The following is an 18,180-nucleotide window of genomic DNA, read 5'->3' on the forward strand; positions in this document are numbered from 1 at the left end:
ACGGCAAGCTCACATTCGTGCATCACTGGGCGCTCTTAGCCGTGGCGGTCACATTGGCGTGGCATGCTGCTCTTCATGACCAACGGGGCGTCTGCGCCTTTCGGGATGCTGGCTGGGCAGTTGACGGCGCATAGGGCATGGATCGTCGATGTCGCGAATTCTCAGTCGCCGGGTACGGGAATCACCGGGCCGGAGGTGTTCGACGCGTTGCTCGAGGATTTCCGGGCGTCCGGCCGGCTCGTGTCTCAAGCGTCGCGCGTCGGCGGGTGGATCCCGCATGTCGGAGCGGCATTGGCCAGGGCCGTTCAGTTGGTCATTCACGATCGATCGCTGAAGACGGAGAATGACCTTCTCGATGAGGTCGTGAGATCGGGCGTGCGGCGTAGATTCGCCACGGCTGTCGGCCGACTGAGCGCCGAGGAGTTCTCGCCGGGCAGGCCCGTGGTCGACCTGCGCGTCGACGATGTTCGCCTGCTCATCACAGCGGTGCCGGAGGACTCCGAGCATTTCGAAATAGCGTTACTCGTCAATCCGTACCCGGTGCCGGTCGACGCCCTCGCGCGTTGCGGCCTGGCGCTGAGCTCCGCGGCGGGTCTCCTGCACGCCGCCCTGATCGACGCCGGTGGGCTCGCGATCTTCCGCGGGGTGCCCGCGGGCACCTGGCGCGTGGAGGTCGTTCCTCCGGCGGCCGGCGCCGGCGAGGTCCCGGCGGCCGGCACCACCCCCCTGCCGGCGGTACGGCGCGGCATTGGCGCGATCAGCGCCGCCGAGGACCGCTACGCCGTCCGCACGCCGTCCGGGGTCACCATCGTCGTGACCGAACCGGTGCCCGGCGCGTTCGAAGCGGAGGTCACCTCGACGGGTGACGGTCTCGACCTGGTCGGTCTGCACTACCAGACCGACGAGGCCGAGCCGCGCACGCTGTACGTACCGGTCGTCGGCTCCGCCACCGGGCCACCGGCCGCCCGGGTACGTCTGCCCGACCTCGCCCCGGCCGCTCCCTGGGAGGCGGACGACGCGGTGGCGCCCGACGCGCCCGGTCTGTGGGACACCGAGATCCTCGGCCGGTCGGTGCGGGCGGCGGCGGACCGGGGAACGCGCCGCGCATGGCGCTCGGTGGCGGTGCGGGCACCCGAGGATGTGGCCCACGCCGTACTCACGGCGCTCGCTTCGGACCGCGTGGGCGATTCCGCGGATCGTGGGAGGCCGCCCGACCCCATAGTCACCAGCAGACCCAGAACCATCCCCACGAGCGCGACCGGCGGGTGGGATCTGTACGTGCCCGACGAGTCCGCCGGCCCGCGGTTCGAACCGCCCCCGCCGGCGCAGGAGACACCGCCACGGCGGTTCGTCGCCGCGGATCTTCCAATGCGGGCTCCCGTCGGTGAGGCGGTGAGCCTGCTCGTCCGTGTCACGACCGACGACGACCGCGACCGATACCGGGCGCATCGACCGGTCAAGCCGTTCGCCGTGCCGGCGGAAGGGACACAGGTGCTGGTCGTGGTCGAGGCACCGGTGGGACTGCTGCCACAGGAGGGGCTGGAACGCCGGCTCACCGTCCCGGCCGCGGGTGTCTCCGAGCCGATCCGGTTCCCCTTCGTGGTGCGGGCCGCGGGGTTGCTGCCCGTGCGGGTCACGGCATGGCTCGGCCCGCGATGTGTCGGGGAACTGGCCCTGGAGCTGTCCGCGCAGCCGGGCGGCCCAACCGTCCCCGGCCCGTCCCGTCGTGCCGGGCTGGACGACGCCCGGCCCACCGACGGGGAGGCGACCCTGCAGGTCCGGCGCGGGGCCGGCGGAGGCTACAGCTTCCAGCTCCTGTCGAACTCGGTCTGGTACGACCCGGTGCCCGGCAGCGAGGGCGGCGTGCTCAGCGAGTCGATCGAGAGAACGCTCGCCATGCTGGAGGAATTCGCCGCGGGCTCCGCGGGCTACACGGACGCCGCGGCCAGGATGTCGCTGCGGGAGATAGGCGTCGGCCTGTGGCAGGAGCTGGTGCCGGAGGCCATCAAAGAGCAGTTCTGGGAGCTCAGGGGCCGGCTCAGGTCCTTCAGCATCGCGACGGACCATGACATCGTCCCCTGGGAGCTGCTGTATCCGCTGGCCGGGCGGAACGATCACGGATTCCTCGTCGAGCAGTTCCCGGTCGTCCGGCGGGTGTACGGCCAGCCCCGTACACCGCGCATAGCCCTGCGCGGCCCCGCCTTCGTCGTTCCGCCGGACGCGCCGCCCCTCGCCCATGAGGAGATAACCGCCATCAACCGCCTGCTGCGGGAGACGTTCGCCGCGGACCGGGCCGAGATAATCTCTCGGCTGGAGCCCTTGAAGTCCTGGATCGACTCCGGGCACGCCGGGCTGCTGCACTTCGCCTCGCACAACCAGTTCGCCCTCACGGCGGGCGGTTCGTCGATAGCGATGGCCGACGGCGACTTCCTTCCCATGATGCTCAACAGCTCGGTGACGCGAGCCGTCCTGTCGCGGCATCCCCTGGTGTTCATCAACGCCTGCCGGAGCGCCGGAGCCGCCTATGGATACACCCGGCCGATGAGCTGGGCGAGCAAGTTCATGGCGGCTGGAGCCGGCGCCTTCGTCGGGACGCTGTGGGCGATCCCGAGCGACGTGGCACGGCATTTCTCCGAGGCGTTCTATGACGCGTTCATCCGGCAGCGCCTGCCGTTCGGCACGGCGATGACCGCGGCGCGCCGGGCGGTCAGGAGCGACCGTGACCCGAGCTGGCTCGCGTACACGGCTTACAGCGATCCGGAGGCGCGGTGGGACGAACCGGCTTCGACGACGGAGGTGGGACACGGTGAGTGACGAGACGACGCCCCGACCCGGGGACATGCGCTTCGACGACGCGGGGGAGATCCTGGTCTTCGACGGCGTCGGCTGGATCCAGTACCGCCGGATCCCGGTGCCGGGGGCAGAGTCGGCGTTCCGCCGGGGCGAACCACGGCGGAGCGGCGACGATGCCGAGCCCGCCGACGCGCCGGCGGCCGACGCCGATGAGTGACGGCGCGCCTCTCGATCCGGCGGACCTCCCGCCGGCCCCGGGCGACGCCGTCGCCGACATCCGCGCGACCGCCAAGTGGACGATCGGCGCCGCCGCGGCCGTCGGCGCTCTCCTGCTCGGCGGTGCGCCGCTCGCCGCGATCAACAAGATCCATGGCACCGGGCACATCGCGCTCGCCGTCTCCGGGCTCGCGCTCGCGCTGGCCGCCGTGGCCTGGATCATCCGGCAGGCCGGCGAGACGCTGATGCCCCGAGTGGTGTCCTTGTCCGCACTGGACGATCCGGACCTCGCCGACCTCCGCCGCCTGATCGAGGCGGAGCCCGTCACCTTCTACGGCCCCTTCGGCACCAGTGCCGCGGAACTCGCCGAGGCGGCCGCATGGCACGACACGGTCGCGGCGAACACCGCGTACCTTCTCGCGAGAGAGACGGACTCCGCCCGGATCCGCATCCTCGAGCAGACGCTCGCCGACGCGCGGGCCAACGCCCGGGCGGCTCGCCTGCTGCAGTACCGCCTGGTGCAGTTCGTGCACGCGTGGAAGGTCCGCGGCGCGGTCCGCGCGGCCCGTCGCCAGACGCTGGGGGGAGCGTTCGTCGTCCTGATCGGCGCCTCCCTCTTCTTCGCCGCGTCCGCCCCGGAGACACCGGCGAAATCGAACATCGGACCGACGCCGGTCCGCAGCAGCCCGGCGCCCTGACCGGCGACGACGCGGACCGTCCTGACCGGATGTCGGAAGAGGCCCCCATGATTCGACGTACGCTCGCACCCGTGCGCGATCCTGGCCGCCATCGTGCTCGCCGGCTGCGCCCACGGCGGCCGGCCCGCCGCACGTCCCTCCACCGGGCACACCACTCCTGCGGAGACCCCCTCTCCGGAAGACGGCTGCCCGGCCGGGACCGCGTCACCGCTGCCGGCGGTCGTCCCGTCGCCTCCTGTAGCTCTGGCACCGGCCCGGCGTGCTGCCGACGCTCAGGGCGATCCTTCACACCCATGGCGCTGATCTCGGCGGCGGACGGGGTCGGCGGGTTGCGCCCGTTTCCTCATTCCGGTCTCGGCCGGATCCGGGAAGGGGTAGGGGAGGGGCATGGCGCCGCCGTTGCCCGGTCCGCTGGCCCATCTCGCCCCGGTGCTCGACCGGTACGGCTATGCCGCGGTCGGGGTGCTGATCTTCGTTGAGGACTTCGGTGTGCCCGCTCCCGGCGAGACCATCCTGATCGCCTCGTCCGTCTACGCGGGGGCCGGGCGGCTGAACATCGTCCTCATCGGCGTCATCGCCGTCGCGGCCGCGGTGGCGGGGGACAACGTCGGCTACCTGATCGGCCGTACCGGCGGCTCCGCCCTCGTCCACCGGTGGGGCAAATACGTGCTGCTCACGCCCGAGCGCCTGCGCCGCGCGGAACACTTCTTCGTCCACCACGGCGGCAAGGTGGTGACCATCGCCCGCTTCGTCGAGGGGCTCCGCCAGGCGAACGGGATCCTCGCCGGCATCACCGGCATGCCCTGGCCGCGGTTCCTGGCCTTCAACCTCCTGGGCGCGGTGCTGTGGGTCGGCATGTGGACGGGGCTGGGGTACGCGGCGGGCACCCACATCGCGTCGATCTCCCAGCAGCTCTTCCGCTACCAGATCTACCTGTTCGCCGGTCTGGCCGCGGTCCTCCTGGCCCGCCTCCTGTACCACTGGTACCGCCGTCGCCGTCGCCGTACCGGCTGATCGTTCAGTCGCGGTGAATCGGGCCGATCAGCGCGACGGTGAGGAGCAGCGGGACCAGGGCGGCCAGCGTTCCGGCCAGGCCGACTACCTCCGCGGCGGAGCCGATGAGGGCGGGGCCGAGCAGGACGCCCGCGTACGTGAAGGTGGTGAGCCGCGAGACGAGGGTCGCCGGGTCGTGGCCGGTGTCGTCCTGCCGCGCGACCGCGCTGAAGACGAGCGGAACCAGCACGGACCCGCCGAAGCCCGCGACGGCGAACCCGGCGACGGCGACGGGCGGGGACGGCACGAACACGGCCGCCGCCAGGCCGCACGCCGCGACCAGCCCGCCCGCGCGGAACACCGGCGCGGCTCCGTGGCGGGCGGTCAGGCGGTCGCCGATCAGCCGCCCACCGGTCTGTCCCGCCGTGTAGGCGGTGACCGCGGCCGTGGCCAGGCCGAGCGCGACGCCTCTGCCGTCGTGCAGGAAGATCGCACCCCAGCCGAGCGCCGCGCCCTCGCAGATCATCAGCACGGTGCCGGTCAGGCCCAGCGCGACGACCCTCCCGGTCCACGCGCCGGGCAGGCCGGTGCGACCGTCCCTCCGTGATGGACGCGTACGGCGATCCGCCGCGGCGGGCAGCAGGACGGGGCCGACCAGCAGCCCGCCCACCAGGAGCACCGCTGCGGCGACGCCGAGATGCGTCGTGGACCCGACCCCGGAGTGCGCGGAGAGGGTCGCGGCCAGGGACGCGGCGACCGCGCTGACGCTCCAGGCGGCGTGGCAGCCGTTCAGCACGGGCCGACCGGCGAGTCGCCCGACCGTCACGGCGTGCGCGTTCATGGCGGCGTCCGTCGCTCCGTGCACCGCGCCGAGCGCGGCGACGAGCAGCGCGAAACCGACGAACCCTCCGGCCAGACCGACGGCGGCCAGCAGCAGGGGCATGACGACGAGGGACACGCGCAGCACGGCCCGGCTCCCGAACCGCGCCGCGATCGGCCCGACGAACTGCATCGACGCCAGCGCCGCCACGGCGAACAGCGCTCCGATCGCCCCGACCTGGCCGTCGGCCAGGTGATGCTCGTCCTTGAGCGCGGGCAGCCGCACGATGTACGTCGAGAGCGTCAGCCCGTTGAGGAAGAAGACGGCGGTCGCGGGCCACCGGCCGGTGCGCGCGGCCGGCGGTGCCGAGGTGGTCGGGTCCTGAACGGTCATCGCGCCCTCCTGATCGATCGCACGTCGCGGGGACACCGGGTCCGCCGAAACGACGATCGGGACGGAGCGCTTCTCGACAGGACCTCCCGATTCGACGGGATCCCCCGATTCGACGGGATCCCCCGATTCGACGGGATCCCCCGATTCGACGGGATCTCCCGATCCGGCGGGCTCAGCCGATCCGGCCGCGGACCTCGTCGAGGCGGCGGCGCAGGTAGTGCCGCTCGGGTTCGCCGGGTGCGAGGGCGAGCGCCCGGCGGTAGGCGGTGTCGGCCTCCGCCCACCGGCCGAGGCGGCGCAGCAGGTCCGCGCGGGTCGCCGGGAGCAGGTGGTAGCCCTCCAGCGCGCCGGAGTCGGACAGCGCGTCGACGAGCACGATCCCGGCCGCCGGCCCTTCGGCCATCGCGACCGCGACCGCCCGGTTCAGTTCGACGAAGGGGGAGGCCGCGAGGCCCGCCAGCCGCTCGTACAGGGCGGCGATCCGTGCCCAGTCCGTCTCCTCGGGCGTGGCCGCGGTGGCGTGGCACGCGGCGATGGCGGCCTGGAGCTGGTACGGCGTCGCCGTCCCGGTGAGCAGCCGCACCCCCTCGCCGATCAGCCCGTGGTGCCATCGGGTCCGGTCCTGCTCCTCCAGGGGGATCAGGACACCGGCGTGGTCCGTCCGCGCGTCCACGCGGGAGTGCTGCAACAGCATCAACGCGAGGAGGCCGCGCACCTCGGTCTCGGTCGGCATGAGGCGTTCCAGCAGCCGGCCGAGCCTGATCGCCTCCTCGGCGAGCTCACGACGCCCGGAGTAGCCCTCGTTGAACAGCAGGTAGAGCACGCCCAGCACGCCGGCGAGCCGCTCCGGCAGCAGGTCCGGCGGGGGCACCCGGTACGGGATGCCCGCCTCCTTGATCTTCCGCTTGGCGCGGAAGAGCCGCTGCCCCATCGTCGTCACCGGCGTCAGGAACGCCCGGGCGATCTCCTCGGTGGTCAGGCCGGCGACCGTCCGCAGGGTGAGCGCGACCCGGGCGTCCAGCGCGAGCGCGGGATGGCAGCAGGTGAAGATCAGCCGCAGTCGGTCGTCGTCCCACGCGCCGTCTCCGGAACCCGGCACCTCGGCCACCTCCTTGAGCTTCGCCGCCTCGACCGTGCCGCGGCGCAGCCGGTCCAGGGCGCGGTTGCGCGCGGTCGTGGTCAGCCACGCCCCGGGGCGGCGGGGGACGCCCTCGCCGGGCCAGTGGATCAGGGCCGCCTCGAAGGCGTCCTGGACGCACTCCTCGGCCAGCTCCCAGTCGCCGGTGAGGCGGATGAGGGTCGCCAGCACCTTGGCCCGTTCGTCGCGGTAGGCGGCGGCGACGGCGTCCCGGGTGTTCACTCGGTCCAGAACGGCCGGAGTTCGATGGTGCCGAACTCCGCCGCCGGGTGTTTCGACGCCACCTCGATCGCCTCGTCGAGGTCGGCGCACTCGAGGATGTCGAATCCGCCGATCTGCTCCTTGGTCTCGGCGAACGGCCCGTCGGCGATGAGCAGCTCGTCGTCCCTCCGGCGTACCGTCGTCGAGTCCCGGACCGGACGGAGCCGGTTGCCCGTCAGCCGTACGCCCCGCCCTTCCATCTCCTCGATCCAGGGGGTGGGATCGGCGTTTCGCTCCACGTCCTCGTCGACGCAGACGAGCAGCAGGTATTTCATGTCTCCTCCTTGAAGGGGTCGTCCCTCAGGAACGACGAACGGCGAAGGACGGTTCTCGACACGTGCGTCAACCTTGGCGAGCGAGGCGGGTTCGCCTCGTGGTCCTCGGGGGAGTAGTCGGTCATGGGCGGTGTGGACGGTACGAGAGTCGGGTTCGTCGGCGTGGGCCGCATGGGGACGCCGATGTGCCGGAACCTCGCACGGGCCGACGGTTACCGAGTGCTGGCGAGCGACATCGATCCGGCGCGTGCGGACGTGGTGGAGGCGTGCGGCGCCGCGTGGACTCCGGTGACCGCGGAGGCCGCGCGGTCCGCGGACGTGCTGATCACGATGCTGCCCGGCGCCAAGGCGGTCGCCGCGGCGATGGTCGACGGCGGGCTGGTCGACGCGCTGCCGTCCGGCGCCGTGTGGATCGACATGTCCAGCAACTCCCCGGCCGCCGCGGAGCCGATCCGGCGGCTGGCCGACGCGCGGGGGATCGACGTCCTGGACGCGCCCGTCGGAGGAGGCGTGCCCGCCGCCGAGGCGGGGACGCTGCAGTTCTTCGTCGGCGGGGACGGCGCGGTGCTGAAGCGTCACCGGCCGCTCCTGGAGGTGCTGGGCGACCCCGCCCGGATCACGCACGTCGGGGGACACGGCAGCGGGTACACCGTGAAGCTGATCGTCAATCTGCTCTGGTTCGGGCAGGCGGTGGCCACGGCCGAGTCCTTGCTGCTGGGCCTGCGGATGGGAGTCGACCTGGCCACGCTCCGCCGGGCGCTGGCCGACAGCGCCGCCGAGAGCCGGTTCATCCGCCGAAACCTCGACGCGCTCTTCGCCGGGGACTACATGACGACCTTCGGTGTGGACCGCTGCTACGAGGAGCTGGCGGCCGTGACCGAGCTCGCCCGCGCGCACCAGGTGCCCTTCGAGGTGTCCGAGGCGGTCAGGCGGATCTACGAGCGGGCCGCCGCGCGGTACGGGAGCGCGGACGGGGAGCTGCTGGCCGTCAGACTGCTCGAAGAGGAGTCCGGCCGGTGGCTGCGCGCCGAGTGACCCGGATGACGCCGCGCGGACGAAGAAGACGCCCGGCCGGGAGCTCCCGGCCGGGCGTCTCGCCGTCTCCTACGGCTGGACGTTGATCGTGAAGGTGGACGTCGTGTTCCTGATGTCGACCGCGTTGTCGCTCATCTTGAGGTTGTGGAAGGTGACCGAGCCGACCGCCGGGCCCTGACCGGGCTCGGGCAGCTCATTCGCCCAGAGGCCGAACCCCGACTTGGCGTCGTAGGCGTCGCCGCTCTTGTGCGCGCCCGTGATCGTGATGTTGGTGAGCACGGTGTCGGTGACCGGGTTCAGGGGCTGGCCGCCCACGTAGTCGGTCTGGAACATGATCCCGGAGTACGTCGGGTCGATGATGTCGACGTCACTGACCCGGATCGCCCGGAACTGCTTCGAGGCGGAGAACATCCAGATCGCGGGGAAGGTCTGCGCGCCCCAGAAGTGGCCGCCGGCCCGCACGATCGAGATGTTGTCGAACGTCGTCTGATCCGGTCCGAAGTCCTCCATCGGGTAGCCGAAGTCCAGCGAGCTGATCGTGATGCCGGAGTAGGTCAGCGTGTCGGCGATGTAGACGTTCTTGACGGTGTTGTCCTGCCCGCCGTACACCGCGACGCCCGCCGCACGCCACGGCAGGATCGCCGTGAGGTTCTGGAGGACGTTGTTCTTCTCGCCGGTGCCGCCGGAGTCGGTCGCGGCGAACAGCGCGAAGCTGTCGTCGCCGGTGCTGCGGGCCTCGTCGTTGGACACCAGGTTGTCCGAGCTGCCGTTGGTCATGTTGACGCCGTCGGCGAACGTGTCCCGGATCCGCGCGTTGGTGATCGTCATGTGGTCGGTGTTGTTGCCCCAGTACATGCAGACCATGTGCTCGACCCAGATGTTGTCGATCGTGTCGTTCGCGACGTTCTGGAGGTCGAACACCTTGCCCGGCCCGTCGATCCGCGAGGTGTAGTTGCCGAAGTAGGCGAAGCCGGAGAAGGTCGAGCCGTTCGCCGTCGCGTCCGCGCGGATCCCGATGTCGGTGTTCTCCTGGCCGGTGGGCGCCTGGAACTGGGTGTACCAGGGGCCGGCGCCGACCAGCTTGATCGCCTTGCCGTAGACCTGGAGCTTGCCGGACGTCTGGTACGTGCCCGCGGGCAGGTACACGCCGACCAGGGTGGAGTCCTGCCGCACCTTGTCCAGGGCGTTCTGCACGTCCTGCTGGGTGAAGCCGGCCGGCACCGCGTACTTGGCCGGGTCGGGGTTGGCGATGGGGGAGACCTGCTCGGTGTCGACGAAGTCGATCGAGTAGTAGGCCGCCGTGTTGGCCGCGTCCTTCTGCAGCCTGATCTTGTGCCCGGCCGGGACGGTCGTGCCGAGCATGACGTGCGCCTCGTCGTAGATGTGCCGCGGCGAGGAGTCCGGCGAGTTGCCCGGACCCGTCTCGTTGCCGTAGAGCCACGCGAAGTGCGAGGTCAGGTCGATGGTCTTGAGGAACGTCCCGTCGACGTAGATGTCCAGCGTCGAGTTGATCCCGCCGCCGCCCGAGGCGTCCGGCATGGCGAAGCGGGTGACGAGCGTGTTGGTGCTCGCCTTGGTGGTGAACTCCACGCTGCTGCCGGTGGTGGCGAGCTTCACCGCCCGGCGGCCGGACGCCTCACCGGCCAGGTCGCCGATCGTACGGTTCGGGCCGACGACGGTCGCCCCACCGGCCAGGACGCCGTCCTCGGCCTCGTAGGTGTCGTACGGCATGTTCGCGCCGCGTCCGACGAAGAACGGCGTCGTGCTGGTGTTGTTCGCCTGCTTGACCGGAAGCTCGTTCGCGTCGTTGTCCAGCACGACCTTGACGGTGTACCTGCCGTTCACCGCCGTCCAGGAGCCGAGGCTCACCGTGCCGGCGGTGGCGCCCGGGGCGATCGTCCCGCTGACCGAGCCGGTGAACGTCTTGACGGTGTTGCCGTTCGCGTCGAGCAGCGTCAGCGTGACGCCGTGCGAGCCCGCGCCCGAGGCGACGGTGCCCTGGTTCTTCACCGTCACGCCGAACGTCACGGTGTTGCCGGCCGCGGGGTTGCCGGGCGTCCAGGTCACCGACGAGGCGATCAGGTCGGAGCTGGCGACCGGCGCGACGACCAGCGAGGACGGGCTCGTGTAGGAGTTGTTGTCCTCGTTCAGCTCCAGCACGTTGTCGGCCTCGTCGACCTTGGCCGTCAGCGGGTAGGTGCCCGCGGCGCGGGTCCCGATGGACGCGGTGACCGTGGTGGAGGCCCCTGCGGCCAGGGCGCCGACCGCCGCGGTGCCGGCCTTCTGTCCGGCGAGGTAGAAGTTGACGTCCGTCGCGTCGGACGCGGCCGTCCCGGTGTTCTTCACCGTCGCCTTGAGCGAGACGGAGTCGGTCTCGGTCGGCGACGCCGGGGTCCACGACGCGTCGGTGATCGACAGGTCGGGGGCCGGCGCCGGGGTGCCGATGACCTGCAGTTCGGCGACCTGGCCGCCGGTGGCACCGGAGTTGGCGGTGAACTTCAGCTGCACGTCGACGGCCGTGGCCGTCACCGGGATCGTCACCGTGTTCCCCGAGGTGGGGTCGAAGGTGTACGCCTTGGCGGCGACGAGGCTGGTGAAGGACCCGGAGTGGCTCGCCCGGCCGAGCACCTCGATCGTCTGGGTGCGCCTGCCCCAGGAGGCGTCCGGGTTGAGCTTGACGACGACGGAGCCGAGGTCGGCCTTGACCCGCAGGTTCACCGTCAGCGTGTCCGGATAGGCGTTGGCCGCGGCCTCCCAGTAGGTGCCCAGGTTGCCGTCGTTCGCGTTCGTCTCCACGAAGTCGTAGATGTGGGACGAGGCCGTGATCGGCTTGCCTGCGGCGAGGTCGGTGCCGGTCCCGCCGCTGCCCGTACGGGTCACCGTGCCGCTGTTCGGCGACTGGTTCCCCGCGGCGTCCTTCGCCCGGACGTAGTAGGTGACCGTCGCGGTGGCCGGCTGGGTGTCGGTGTAGGTCAGGACGTTGCCCGCCACGCTCCCGCGCAGCGCGCCGTTGGCGTACACGTCGTACCCGGTCACGCCGACGTTGTCCGTGGCGGCGTTCCACGTCAGCTTGATCTGGCCGGAGGAGGGCTCGGTGTAGGCCAGGTTCGTCGGCGCGGTCGGCGGCTGCTGGTCACCGGTGGCCGGCCCGTACACCTCGAACTCCGAGATCTGCCCGGCCGGCCAGCCCGTGTTGGCGGTGATGTCGAGCCGTAGGTACCGGGTGACGACCGCGTTGAATCCGACGGTCACCGTGTTGCCGCTCGCGGGGTCGAACGTGTGTCCCGCCGAGCCGACGATGTCGGTGAAGTTCGTACCGTCGGTGCTGCCCCGGACGGTGAACGTCTCGGTCCGCGCGCTCCAGTTCGCGGTCGGCAGTTTGAGCACGACCTTGTCGGTGCTGACGGCCGCGCCGAGGTCGACCTGGATCCACTGGGGGAAGGCGTTGTTGGCGCTCTCCCAGTAGGTCGACTGGTTCCCGTCATTGGCGTTGGCCGGGGGGTAGACGTCGGTGTAGCTGCTGGCCGAGACGGTCTTGCCCGCCGCCAGGTTGGGGCCGTCGGCGGCGGACGCCGGCGACGCCACCCCCAGGACGGCGGCCACGGATGTGATGAGGCTGATGACTGCGCCTCCTGCGAGCAACCGCAGCCGTGCGTGCTTCGGTCTCATTGCGCCTCTCGTTTCGAACAGCGCCGACCGCACGCGGGCGGGGGCGCGTTGGGCGGGGCCACCTGCCGGGCGGGGCATGTGGGGGGACGCACCATTGAGGCTAAATTCACCGACAGTTCATTGCAATATACGAACAGAACAACGCAAGAACGGTATGCAGCTCCGGGAAGTCGACCGTGGTCAAGGACTCCGGCTCGGTCCGGCGCGGCCGGATCAGGCCACCGCGGCGCACCGGGATCCCGTACGCCTGCCGCCCCGTGCCCGCGTCATCGGCGGGGGGGTGGAACGCTCGGTGAACGCCGACCGCACCGGCTCATGAGGGAAACAAAAGGGGCGATCTGTGCGGTTGCGGCGCTCATTTCCGAGGCTTCCGCGCGGGGCCGCCGCCGGGCGCCACCTTTTGGGCCTCTTGACGACGTTTCGAAAGTTATGTTCGATCTTATTTATGGTGAGGAAACTAATTGGCGCACTGATGCCCCAGCGGCGCGCCGACCGGACAGCCGGCCATCCCGGTACGAGGCTCACCGCCGCCGCGGTCGTGGCCACGGCGAGCCCGCTGGTCGTGGCCCTGACCGGGCCGGTGCAGGCGGAGGCGGCGACGGCGGTGCCCCAGGTCATCCCGGCTCCGGCGTCCATGCGGACCGTCCCCGGGAAGTCCTTCACTCTGACCCGTGCAACCAAGATCGTGGTGGCGTCACGCTCCCGCGACGCGGCCGGCGTGGCGACGTTCCTGGCCGGGCTGGTCCGCCCGTCGACCGGGTACCGCCTGCCGGTCGTGTCCGGACCCGCCGGCTCGCCGCACGCCATCTCCCTGCGCCTGACCTCGGCGGCGGGCCTCGGAACGGAGGGGTACCGGCTCGACGTCACGGGCGGCGGCGTGCAGATCCAGGCCGCCACCGCCGCCGGCCTGTTCTACGGCGTCCAGACGCTCCGGCAGCTGCTGCCCGCCAAGGTGGAGGCGCGCAGCGTACGGCCCGGCCCCTGGACCGTCCCGTCGGTGCACATCGCCGATCAGCCGCGCTTCACCTGGCGCGGCGCGATGCTCGACGTGTCCCGGCACTTCTTCACCGTCGACGAGACGAAGCGGTACATCGACGAGGTCTCGCTGTACAAGATCAACGTCCTGCACCTGCACCTCAGCGACGACCAGGGCTGGCGCATCGCCATCAACGGCTGGCCGAGGCTGGCCACCTACGGCGGCAGCACCGAGGTCGGCGGCGGCCAGGGCGGCTACTACACGCAGGCGCAGTACAAGGACATCGTCGCCTACGCCAAGAAGCACTTCATCACCGTCGTCCCGGAGATCGACACGCCGAGTCACACGAACGCCGCGCTCGCGTCGTACGCGGACCTGAACTGCGACGGCAAGGCGCCGCCGCTCTACACCGGCACGAACGTCGGCTTCAGCTCGCTGTGCGTCGACAAGGACATCACGTACCGGTTCCTCAATGACGTGATCGGCGAACTGGCGAAGCTGACCCCCGGCTCGTACGTCCACATCGGCGGGGACGAGGCGCACAGCACACCGCTCGCCGACTACGTCAAGTTCATCGACCGCCTGCAGCCGATCGTCCACGCGCACGGCAAGAACGTGATCGGCTGGAACGAGATCGCACAGGCGGACGTCAAGCCGGGCCCGGCCACCCTCGCCCAGAACTGGAGCATCGCCGACGGGACGAAGCCGGTCAGCAACGCGCTGGCCACCGCGGCGGTGCAGAAGGGCGTCCAACTGGTCCTGGCACCCGCCAACCACGCCTACCTGGACATGCAGTACGACAAGGACTCGCCGTACGGCCTGCACTGGGCGGGCTACGTCAGCGTCCAGAAGTCGTACCAGTGGGATCCCACCACGATCTTCACCGGCGTGACGGAGAAGGACGTGCGCGGCGTGGAGGCGCCGATCTGGAGTGAGACGCTCACCAAGATCCACGAGGTCGAGTACATGGCCTTCCCGCGGCTCCCCGGGATCGCCGAGATCGGCTGGTCACGGCAGCAGGGCCGGTCGTGGGACGAGTACCGGACGCGACTGGCCGCGCAGGGCCCGCGCTGGACGGCGCTCGGCGTGAACTTCTACCACTCGCCGGAGATCCCCTGGGACCAGGCCGGCTGACCCCGTCGCTCTGATCGCCCCGGCCGGCCCGCGCCGGCCGGGACGATCAGGCCGGCGTCCGCGCGGCCCGAACGGCCGCGGTCGCGACGCCGGTGCCCGCGCTCACCGTCAGCCGCGATAGGTCTCCAGGAGGCGCAGCCAGATCTCGCTGATGGTCGGGTAGGAGGGCACCGCGTGCCACAGCCGCGCGATCGGGACCTCGCCGGCCACCGCGATGGTCGCCGAGTGGAGCAGCTCCGCGACACCGGAGCCGACGAAGGTCACCCCCAGCAGTGTCTCCCGGTCCAGATCCACCACGGCACGGGCACGGCCGCGGTAGCCGTCGGCGTAGAGGGAGGCCCCGGCGACGCCGCCCAGGTCGTAGTCGACCGCCCGCACCCGGTGCCCCCGGCGTTCGGCCTGCTCGAGGCTGAGGCCGACGGCCGCGACCTCGGGGTCGGTGAAGACCACCTGCGGCAGCGCCCGCTCGTCGGCGGTCGCCACGCTGCGGCCCCAGGGGGCCTGGTCCAGCTCACGGCCCGCGGCGCGGTCGGCGATCACCGTGCCGAAGATCCGGCCCTGGTACTTGCCCTGGTGCGTCAGTAGCGCGCGGCCGTTGACGTCCCCGGCCGCGTAGAGCCAGCCGCCCGTGACACCGACCGCCAGGCCGGTGTCATCGACCTCGATCGGCTTGCCCGCCTCGAGGCCGACGCTCTCCAGGCCCAGATCGGCGGTCGCCGGGACCCTGCCGGTCGCGAACAGCACCTCGTCCGCCGTCAGCGCCCTCCCGTCGCTCAGCGTCAGGACCACGGGGCCGTCGCGGCGCACCGCCGTCACCGTCGTGCCGAACCGCACCTCGACGCCGGCCGCCCGCAGGCTCTCGGCCACCAGCTCTCCCGCGAAGGGCTCGAGCTTCGGCAGCAGCCGATCACCGCGCACCAGCAGGACCACGTCACTGCCCAGCGCCCGCCAGGCCGTGGCCATCTCGACGGCCACCACGCCCCCGCCGACCACCGCCAACCGCGCCGGCACCCGCGGCGAGCTGGTGGCCTCGCGGCTGGTCCACGGGCGCGCCTCGGCCAGGCCGGGGAGCTCCGGCAGCGCCGCCCGGGTCCCCGTGCACACCGCGACGGCATGCCGTGCCGACAGCTCGCGCCGCCCGCCGTCGGGTGTGTCCACGACCACCCGGCGCTCCCCGTCCAGCCGGCCGTGGCCGCGCACCAGGGTGATCCCGGTCGAGTCCAGCCAGCCGACCTGACCGTCGTCCTTCCAGTGCGACGCGAACTCGTCACGGCGCTTCAGCACGGCCGCCGCGTCCAACGCCCCGGTCACGGCCTCACGCGCGCCCGCGACCCTGCCTGTCTCGGCCAGCGCGGCCGCCGGGCGCAGCAGCGCCTTGCTGGGCATGCAGGCCCAGTACGAGCACTCCCCGCCCACCAGCTCGCTCTCCACGATCGCCACGGTCAACCCGCCCGCGTGGGCGCGCTCCGCGAGGTTCTCCCCGGTCGGGCCGGCGCCCAGCACCACGACATCGAACTCGTCCACCGCTCGTCCTTCCTGATCCACCCGCTCATGCTCGCGCTCGGGCGCGCCTCCGCGCCGCACCGGCCGAGGCCTTGAGCTTCTCACGCAAGGGTCGCGCGGTGACGCGCCCCGTCGAGCGCGGGGGTACGCCGTCCGGTTCCACCTGGAGAGGGTGACCGCGGAGGAGACGCTCGGCCAGGCCCGGATGTGGCAGGAACTCGACGAGAACGGCAAGGCCGAGGCGCTGCTACGGCGTGGTGCCGAGGCGGGGAGCGCCGCGGCCGCCTTCGAACTCGCCGATCTCCTCGCCGGCCGCGGCGAGATCGACGCCGCGCGCGACCACTACGGCCAGGCCGCCGCGCGCGGTGACGCCGACCTGGCCGCCGAAGCCCGGCGCCGTCTGCACTCCCTGCCCTGACCGGGCGGCACCGAGCCCGCGAAGCCGCCGGTGGTGCATTCCCAGCCGACGATCGGCTGCGGTTCAGGGGTAGGCGACCACGTTGGTGGGGCCCTGGTAGGTCGGTGTCACCGGATCGCCGATCCCGTTGATCACGTGGTCGATCGTCCCGGCCTTGTTGAGCGAGACGGTGAGCAGGTCGTGCATCCGCACCCCCGGCGTCACCGGAACCTCGAAGGCGTTCGTGGCGTGCAGGCTCGGGTCGACGTTGGTGTAGATGTAGCTGCCCAGGCCCCATGCCTCGTGGGTCCGCACGCCGTCGGCGACCTTGTAGGCCGCCCAGCCGTCCACGCCGCCGTGCCGCCAGGCCGCCTGGTCGGGCGCGTCGTACGGCAGCTCGTTCTGGAAGAACACGGTCCGGCCGCGCTCGCCGTTCCAGACGACGTTGTACTTCTGGTAGTGCTCGACGAACAGGCCGGTCGCGGTCACGTCGTCGCCGTTCACCACGACGCCGGTGTCGGCCGTGTTCCGCGTCCATCCGACGCCGGTGCCGTGGTCGGCGCGCCACGCCCAGATGTCGTCGAGGATCGTGTGGTCGCTGTCGACCACGAGGCTGGTCGCGGCCTTGCCCGCGTGCGGTCCGCCGATGCGGAAGAAGACGTCCTGCAGGGCGGTGGGCCGGCTCGCGTCGGACCCGTGCGACCTGCCCTTGGCGTGCGGCGTGCCGACCCGGAGCAGCGCCGGGGACTCGACCGGCCCGGCGTCGACGGTCAGGCCGGCGATGTCGACGCCCGGCACGTCGGCGACGGTCAGGGGGACGGCGCCGTGCTGCGCCGTCAGGGTGGCCAGGCCCAGACCGAGCACGACGGTGCCGGCGCGTTTGACCGCGATGCTGTGCGCCACGTCGTAGACGCCCGGAGTGAGCAGCAGGTTGCGTCCCCGCGCGAGCGCCGAGTTGATCTTTGAGACGCGGTCCGACGGGTGTGCGACGAAGAAGGAGCTCAGCGGCAGCGAGTGGCCCGGGGTCGGACCGGCCTGCCACGTGGTGCCCTGGGAGTTCCGCGCGGCGTCCGGCACGAAGACCTTGTACGCGCCGGACCCGTCGACGTAGAGGTAGGGCCTCTCCTTCGACGCAGGGGTCGTCGCCAGCGTGGTGTACGGCGGTTTGGGGAAGGACTGTGCCGGCGCGCCGGCCACGCCGGAGAACACCTGGTTCCAGACGCCGTTGCTCCAGCCGCCGACGCTGCCGCCCCGCACGTAGAACTGCTGCTGGGATCCGCTGGTGACCGACGTGGAGATCGCGGAGTCGGCGATGAAGCCGCCGCTGGCGTACTGCGGCCCGGCGGTGCAGTAGTCCATCAGCGTGGTGTTACCGGTGATCTTCACCCGGCGCAGCGGCGCGGCCTGTGACACGGCCCAGAACTCGGTGTTCGTGCGGCACCCGGATCCCCCGGCCGGATTGATCGTCAGATTCGACATCGAGCGCCAGAAGTTGTCCAGCGCGATGCAGTTGTCCGGCGCGAGGCAACGGTTGAAGACGTCGACCGAGCCGTTGATCGTCACGTCGGACGGCGACCGGCCGAGCCCCGCGACCTCCGTGTAGTAGCCGACCTGGAACTTGAGGGGATCGGCGGCGGACCCGTACACGCCCGGCTTGAACAGCAGGGCGTAGCGCCGGGTGCCCATCTCGTCGTCGACCTGCTGCCTGGCGACCGCGTCCACGGCGGCCTGAATGTCCGACTGCGGCATGCTCGGGTCGAAGACGAGAACGCCCGGACCGAGGTCCGGGCCCGTCGTGGGCGGTGCCGCGGCGGCGACCCCGCCCGGGATCGCGACGGTCAGGAGAGCACCGGTCAGGGCGACGGCGCCCATCGCCCGG

13 protein-coding genes are annotated in these 18,180 nt (G+C 71.6%); 7 read left to right on the top strand and 6 right to left on the bottom strand.

Annotation, left to right across the window (positions count from 1 at the left end; translation table 11 throughout):
- Positions 1 to 63 precede the first annotated feature (63 nt).
- From ABD978_RS06960 to ABD978_RS06975, 4 genes are all read left to right on the top strand, one after another.
- Complete coding sequence (locus ABD978_RS06960; RefSeq protein WP_345350194.1) at positions 64 to 2,814, top strand: CHAT domain-containing protein; 2,751 nt, start codon at positions 64 to 66, stop codon at positions 2,812 to 2,814.
- Positions 2,807 to 3,010: a hypothetical protein gene (locus ABD978_RS06965; RefSeq protein ID WP_345350197.1), complete on the top strand. Its 204-nt coding sequence runs from the start codon at positions 2,807 to 2,809 to the stop codon at positions 3,008 to 3,010. The genes ABD978_RS06960 and ABD978_RS06965 overlap by 8 nt, the downstream gene beginning before the upstream one ends.
- Entirely contained in the window at positions 3,003 to 3,707 is a 705-nt protein-coding gene (locus ABD978_RS06970; RefSeq protein ID WP_345350200.1) for a hypothetical protein, read from the top strand. The genes ABD978_RS06965 and ABD978_RS06970 overlap by 8 nt, the downstream gene beginning before the upstream one ends.
- 387 nt (positions 3,708 to 4,094) lie before the next feature.
- Complete coding sequence (locus ABD978_RS06975) at positions 4,095 to 4,721, top strand: DedA family protein (protein WP_345350203.1); 627 nt, start codon at positions 4,095 to 4,097, stop codon at positions 4,719 to 4,721.
- A gap of 4 nt (positions 4,722 to 4,725) precedes the next feature.
- Here the strand turns inward: ABD978_RS06975 and ABD978_RS06980 are convergent, their stop codons facing one another.
- The 3 genes from ABD978_RS06980 to ABD978_RS06990 all read right to left on the bottom strand — a co-directional run bounded on the left by ABD978_RS06980 (position 4,726) and on the right by ABD978_RS06990 (position 7,587).
- Entirely contained in the window at positions 4,726 to 5,913 is a 1,188-nt protein-coding gene (locus tag ABD978_RS06980; RefSeq protein ID WP_345350206.1) for an MFS transporter, read from the bottom strand.
- Between the two features lie 172 nt (positions 5,914 to 6,085).
- Positions 6,086 to 7,273 carry an RNA polymerase sigma factor gene (locus ABD978_RS06985; protein WP_345350209.1) on the bottom strand — a complete coding sequence of 396 codons (1,188 nt, stop codon included), beginning with the start codon at positions 7,271 to 7,273 and terminating at the stop codon, positions 6,086 to 6,088.
- On the bottom strand, positions 7,270 to 7,587 hold the full coding sequence (locus tag ABD978_RS06990; protein WP_345350212.1) for a YciI family protein: 318 nt from the start codon (positions 7,585 to 7,587) through the stop codon (positions 7,270 to 7,272). The genes ABD978_RS06985 and ABD978_RS06990 overlap by 4 nt, the downstream gene beginning before the upstream one ends.
- Positions 7,588 to 7,710: 123 nt before the next feature.
- Between ABD978_RS06990 and ABD978_RS06995 the strand changes: the two genes are divergently transcribed.
- Positions 7,711 to 8,622, top strand: a complete 912-nt coding sequence (locus ABD978_RS06995; RefSeq protein WP_345350215.1) for an NAD(P)-dependent oxidoreductase — start codon at positions 7,711 to 7,713, stop codon at positions 8,620 to 8,622.
- A 69-nt stretch (positions 8,623 to 8,691) separates the two neighbouring features.
- Here ABD978_RS06995 and ABD978_RS07000 read toward each other — a convergent pair whose 3' ends face one another.
- Positions 8,692 to 12,291, bottom strand: a complete 3,600-nt coding sequence (locus ABD978_RS07000) for a discoidin domain-containing protein (protein ID WP_345350218.1) — start codon at positions 12,289 to 12,291, stop codon at positions 8,692 to 8,694.
- Between the two features lie 472 nt (positions 12,292 to 12,763).
- Here ABD978_RS07000 and ABD978_RS07005 point away from each other — a divergent pair, with 472 nt between their 5' ends.
- A complete protein-coding gene (locus ABD978_RS07005) occupies positions 12,764 to 14,401 on the top strand; it encodes a beta-N-acetylhexosaminidase (RefSeq protein ID WP_345350221.1) in 1,638 nt (545 codons plus the stop codon).
- Positions 14,402 to 14,509: 108 nt separating this feature from the next.
- On the opposite strand, the gene ABD978_RS07010 is transcribed toward ABD978_RS07005, so the two are convergent.
- Positions 14,510 to 15,925 (bottom strand): dihydrolipoyl dehydrogenase family protein, encoded by a 1,416-nt coding sequence (locus tag ABD978_RS07010; RefSeq protein ID WP_345350224.1) that lies wholly within the window; start codon positions 15,923 to 15,925, stop codon positions 14,510 to 14,512.
- Positions 15,926 to 16,076: 151 nt separating this feature from the next.
- Between ABD978_RS07010 and ABD978_RS07015 the strand changes: the two genes are divergently transcribed.
- Positions 16,077 to 16,322 (top strand): hypothetical protein, encoded by a 246-nt coding sequence (locus ABD978_RS07015; RefSeq protein ID WP_345350227.1) that lies wholly within the window; start codon positions 16,077 to 16,079, stop codon positions 16,320 to 16,322.
- Positions 16,323 to 16,385: 63 nt separating this feature from the next.
- Here ABD978_RS07015 and ABD978_RS07020 read toward each other — a convergent pair whose 3' ends face one another.
- Entirely contained in the window at positions 16,386 to 18,173 is a 1,788-nt protein-coding gene (locus tag ABD978_RS07020) for an adenylyl cyclase (RefSeq protein ID WP_345350230.1), read from the bottom strand.
- Positions 18,174 to 18,180 lie beyond the last annotated feature (7 nt).

Source organism: Actinoallomurus liliacearum (assembly GCF_039542035.1).
Lineage (GTDB): Bacteria > Actinomycetota > Actinomycetes > Streptosporangiales > Streptosporangiaceae > Actinoallomurus > Actinoallomurus liliacearum.

What these genes read in the sequence shown, in the direction of transcription:
- ABD978_RS06960 (WP_345350194.1), top strand. Translation starts at nt 64, where the DNA reads ATGCTGCTCTTCATGACCAACGGGGCGTCTGCGCCTTTCGGGATGCTG.
- ABD978_RS06970 (WP_345350200.1), top strand. Translation starts at nt 3,003, where the DNA reads ATGAGTGACGGCGCGCCTCTCGATCCGGCGGACCTCCCGCCGGCCCCG.
- ABD978_RS07020 (WP_345350230.1), bottom strand. Translation starts at nt 18,173, where the DNA reads ATGGGCGCCGTCGCCCTGACCGGTGCTCTCCTGACCGTCGCGATCCCG.
- ABD978_RS07005 (WP_345350221.1), top strand. Translation starts at nt 12,764, where the DNA reads ATGCCCCAGCGGCGCGCCGACCGGACAGCCGGCCATCCCGGTACGAGG.
- ABD978_RS06980 (WP_345350206.1), bottom strand. Translation starts at nt 5,913, where the DNA reads ATGACCGTTCAGGACCCGACCACCTCGGCACCGCCGGCCGCGCGCACC.
- ABD978_RS06990 (WP_345350212.1), bottom strand. Translation starts at nt 7,587, where the DNA reads ATGAAATACCTGCTGCTCGTCTGCGTCGACGAGGACGTGGAGCGAAAC.
- ABD978_RS06995 (WP_345350215.1), top strand. Translation starts at nt 7,711, where the DNA reads ATGGGCGGTGTGGACGGTACGAGAGTCGGGTTCGTCGGCGTGGGCCGC.
- ABD978_RS06975 (WP_345350203.1), top strand. Translation starts at nt 4,095, where the DNA reads ATGGCGCCGCCGTTGCCCGGTCCGCTGGCCCATCTCGCCCCGGTGCTC.
- ABD978_RS07000 (WP_345350218.1), bottom strand. Translation starts at nt 12,291, where the DNA reads ATGAGACCGAAGCACGCACGGCTGCGGTTGCTCGCAGGAGGCGCAGTC.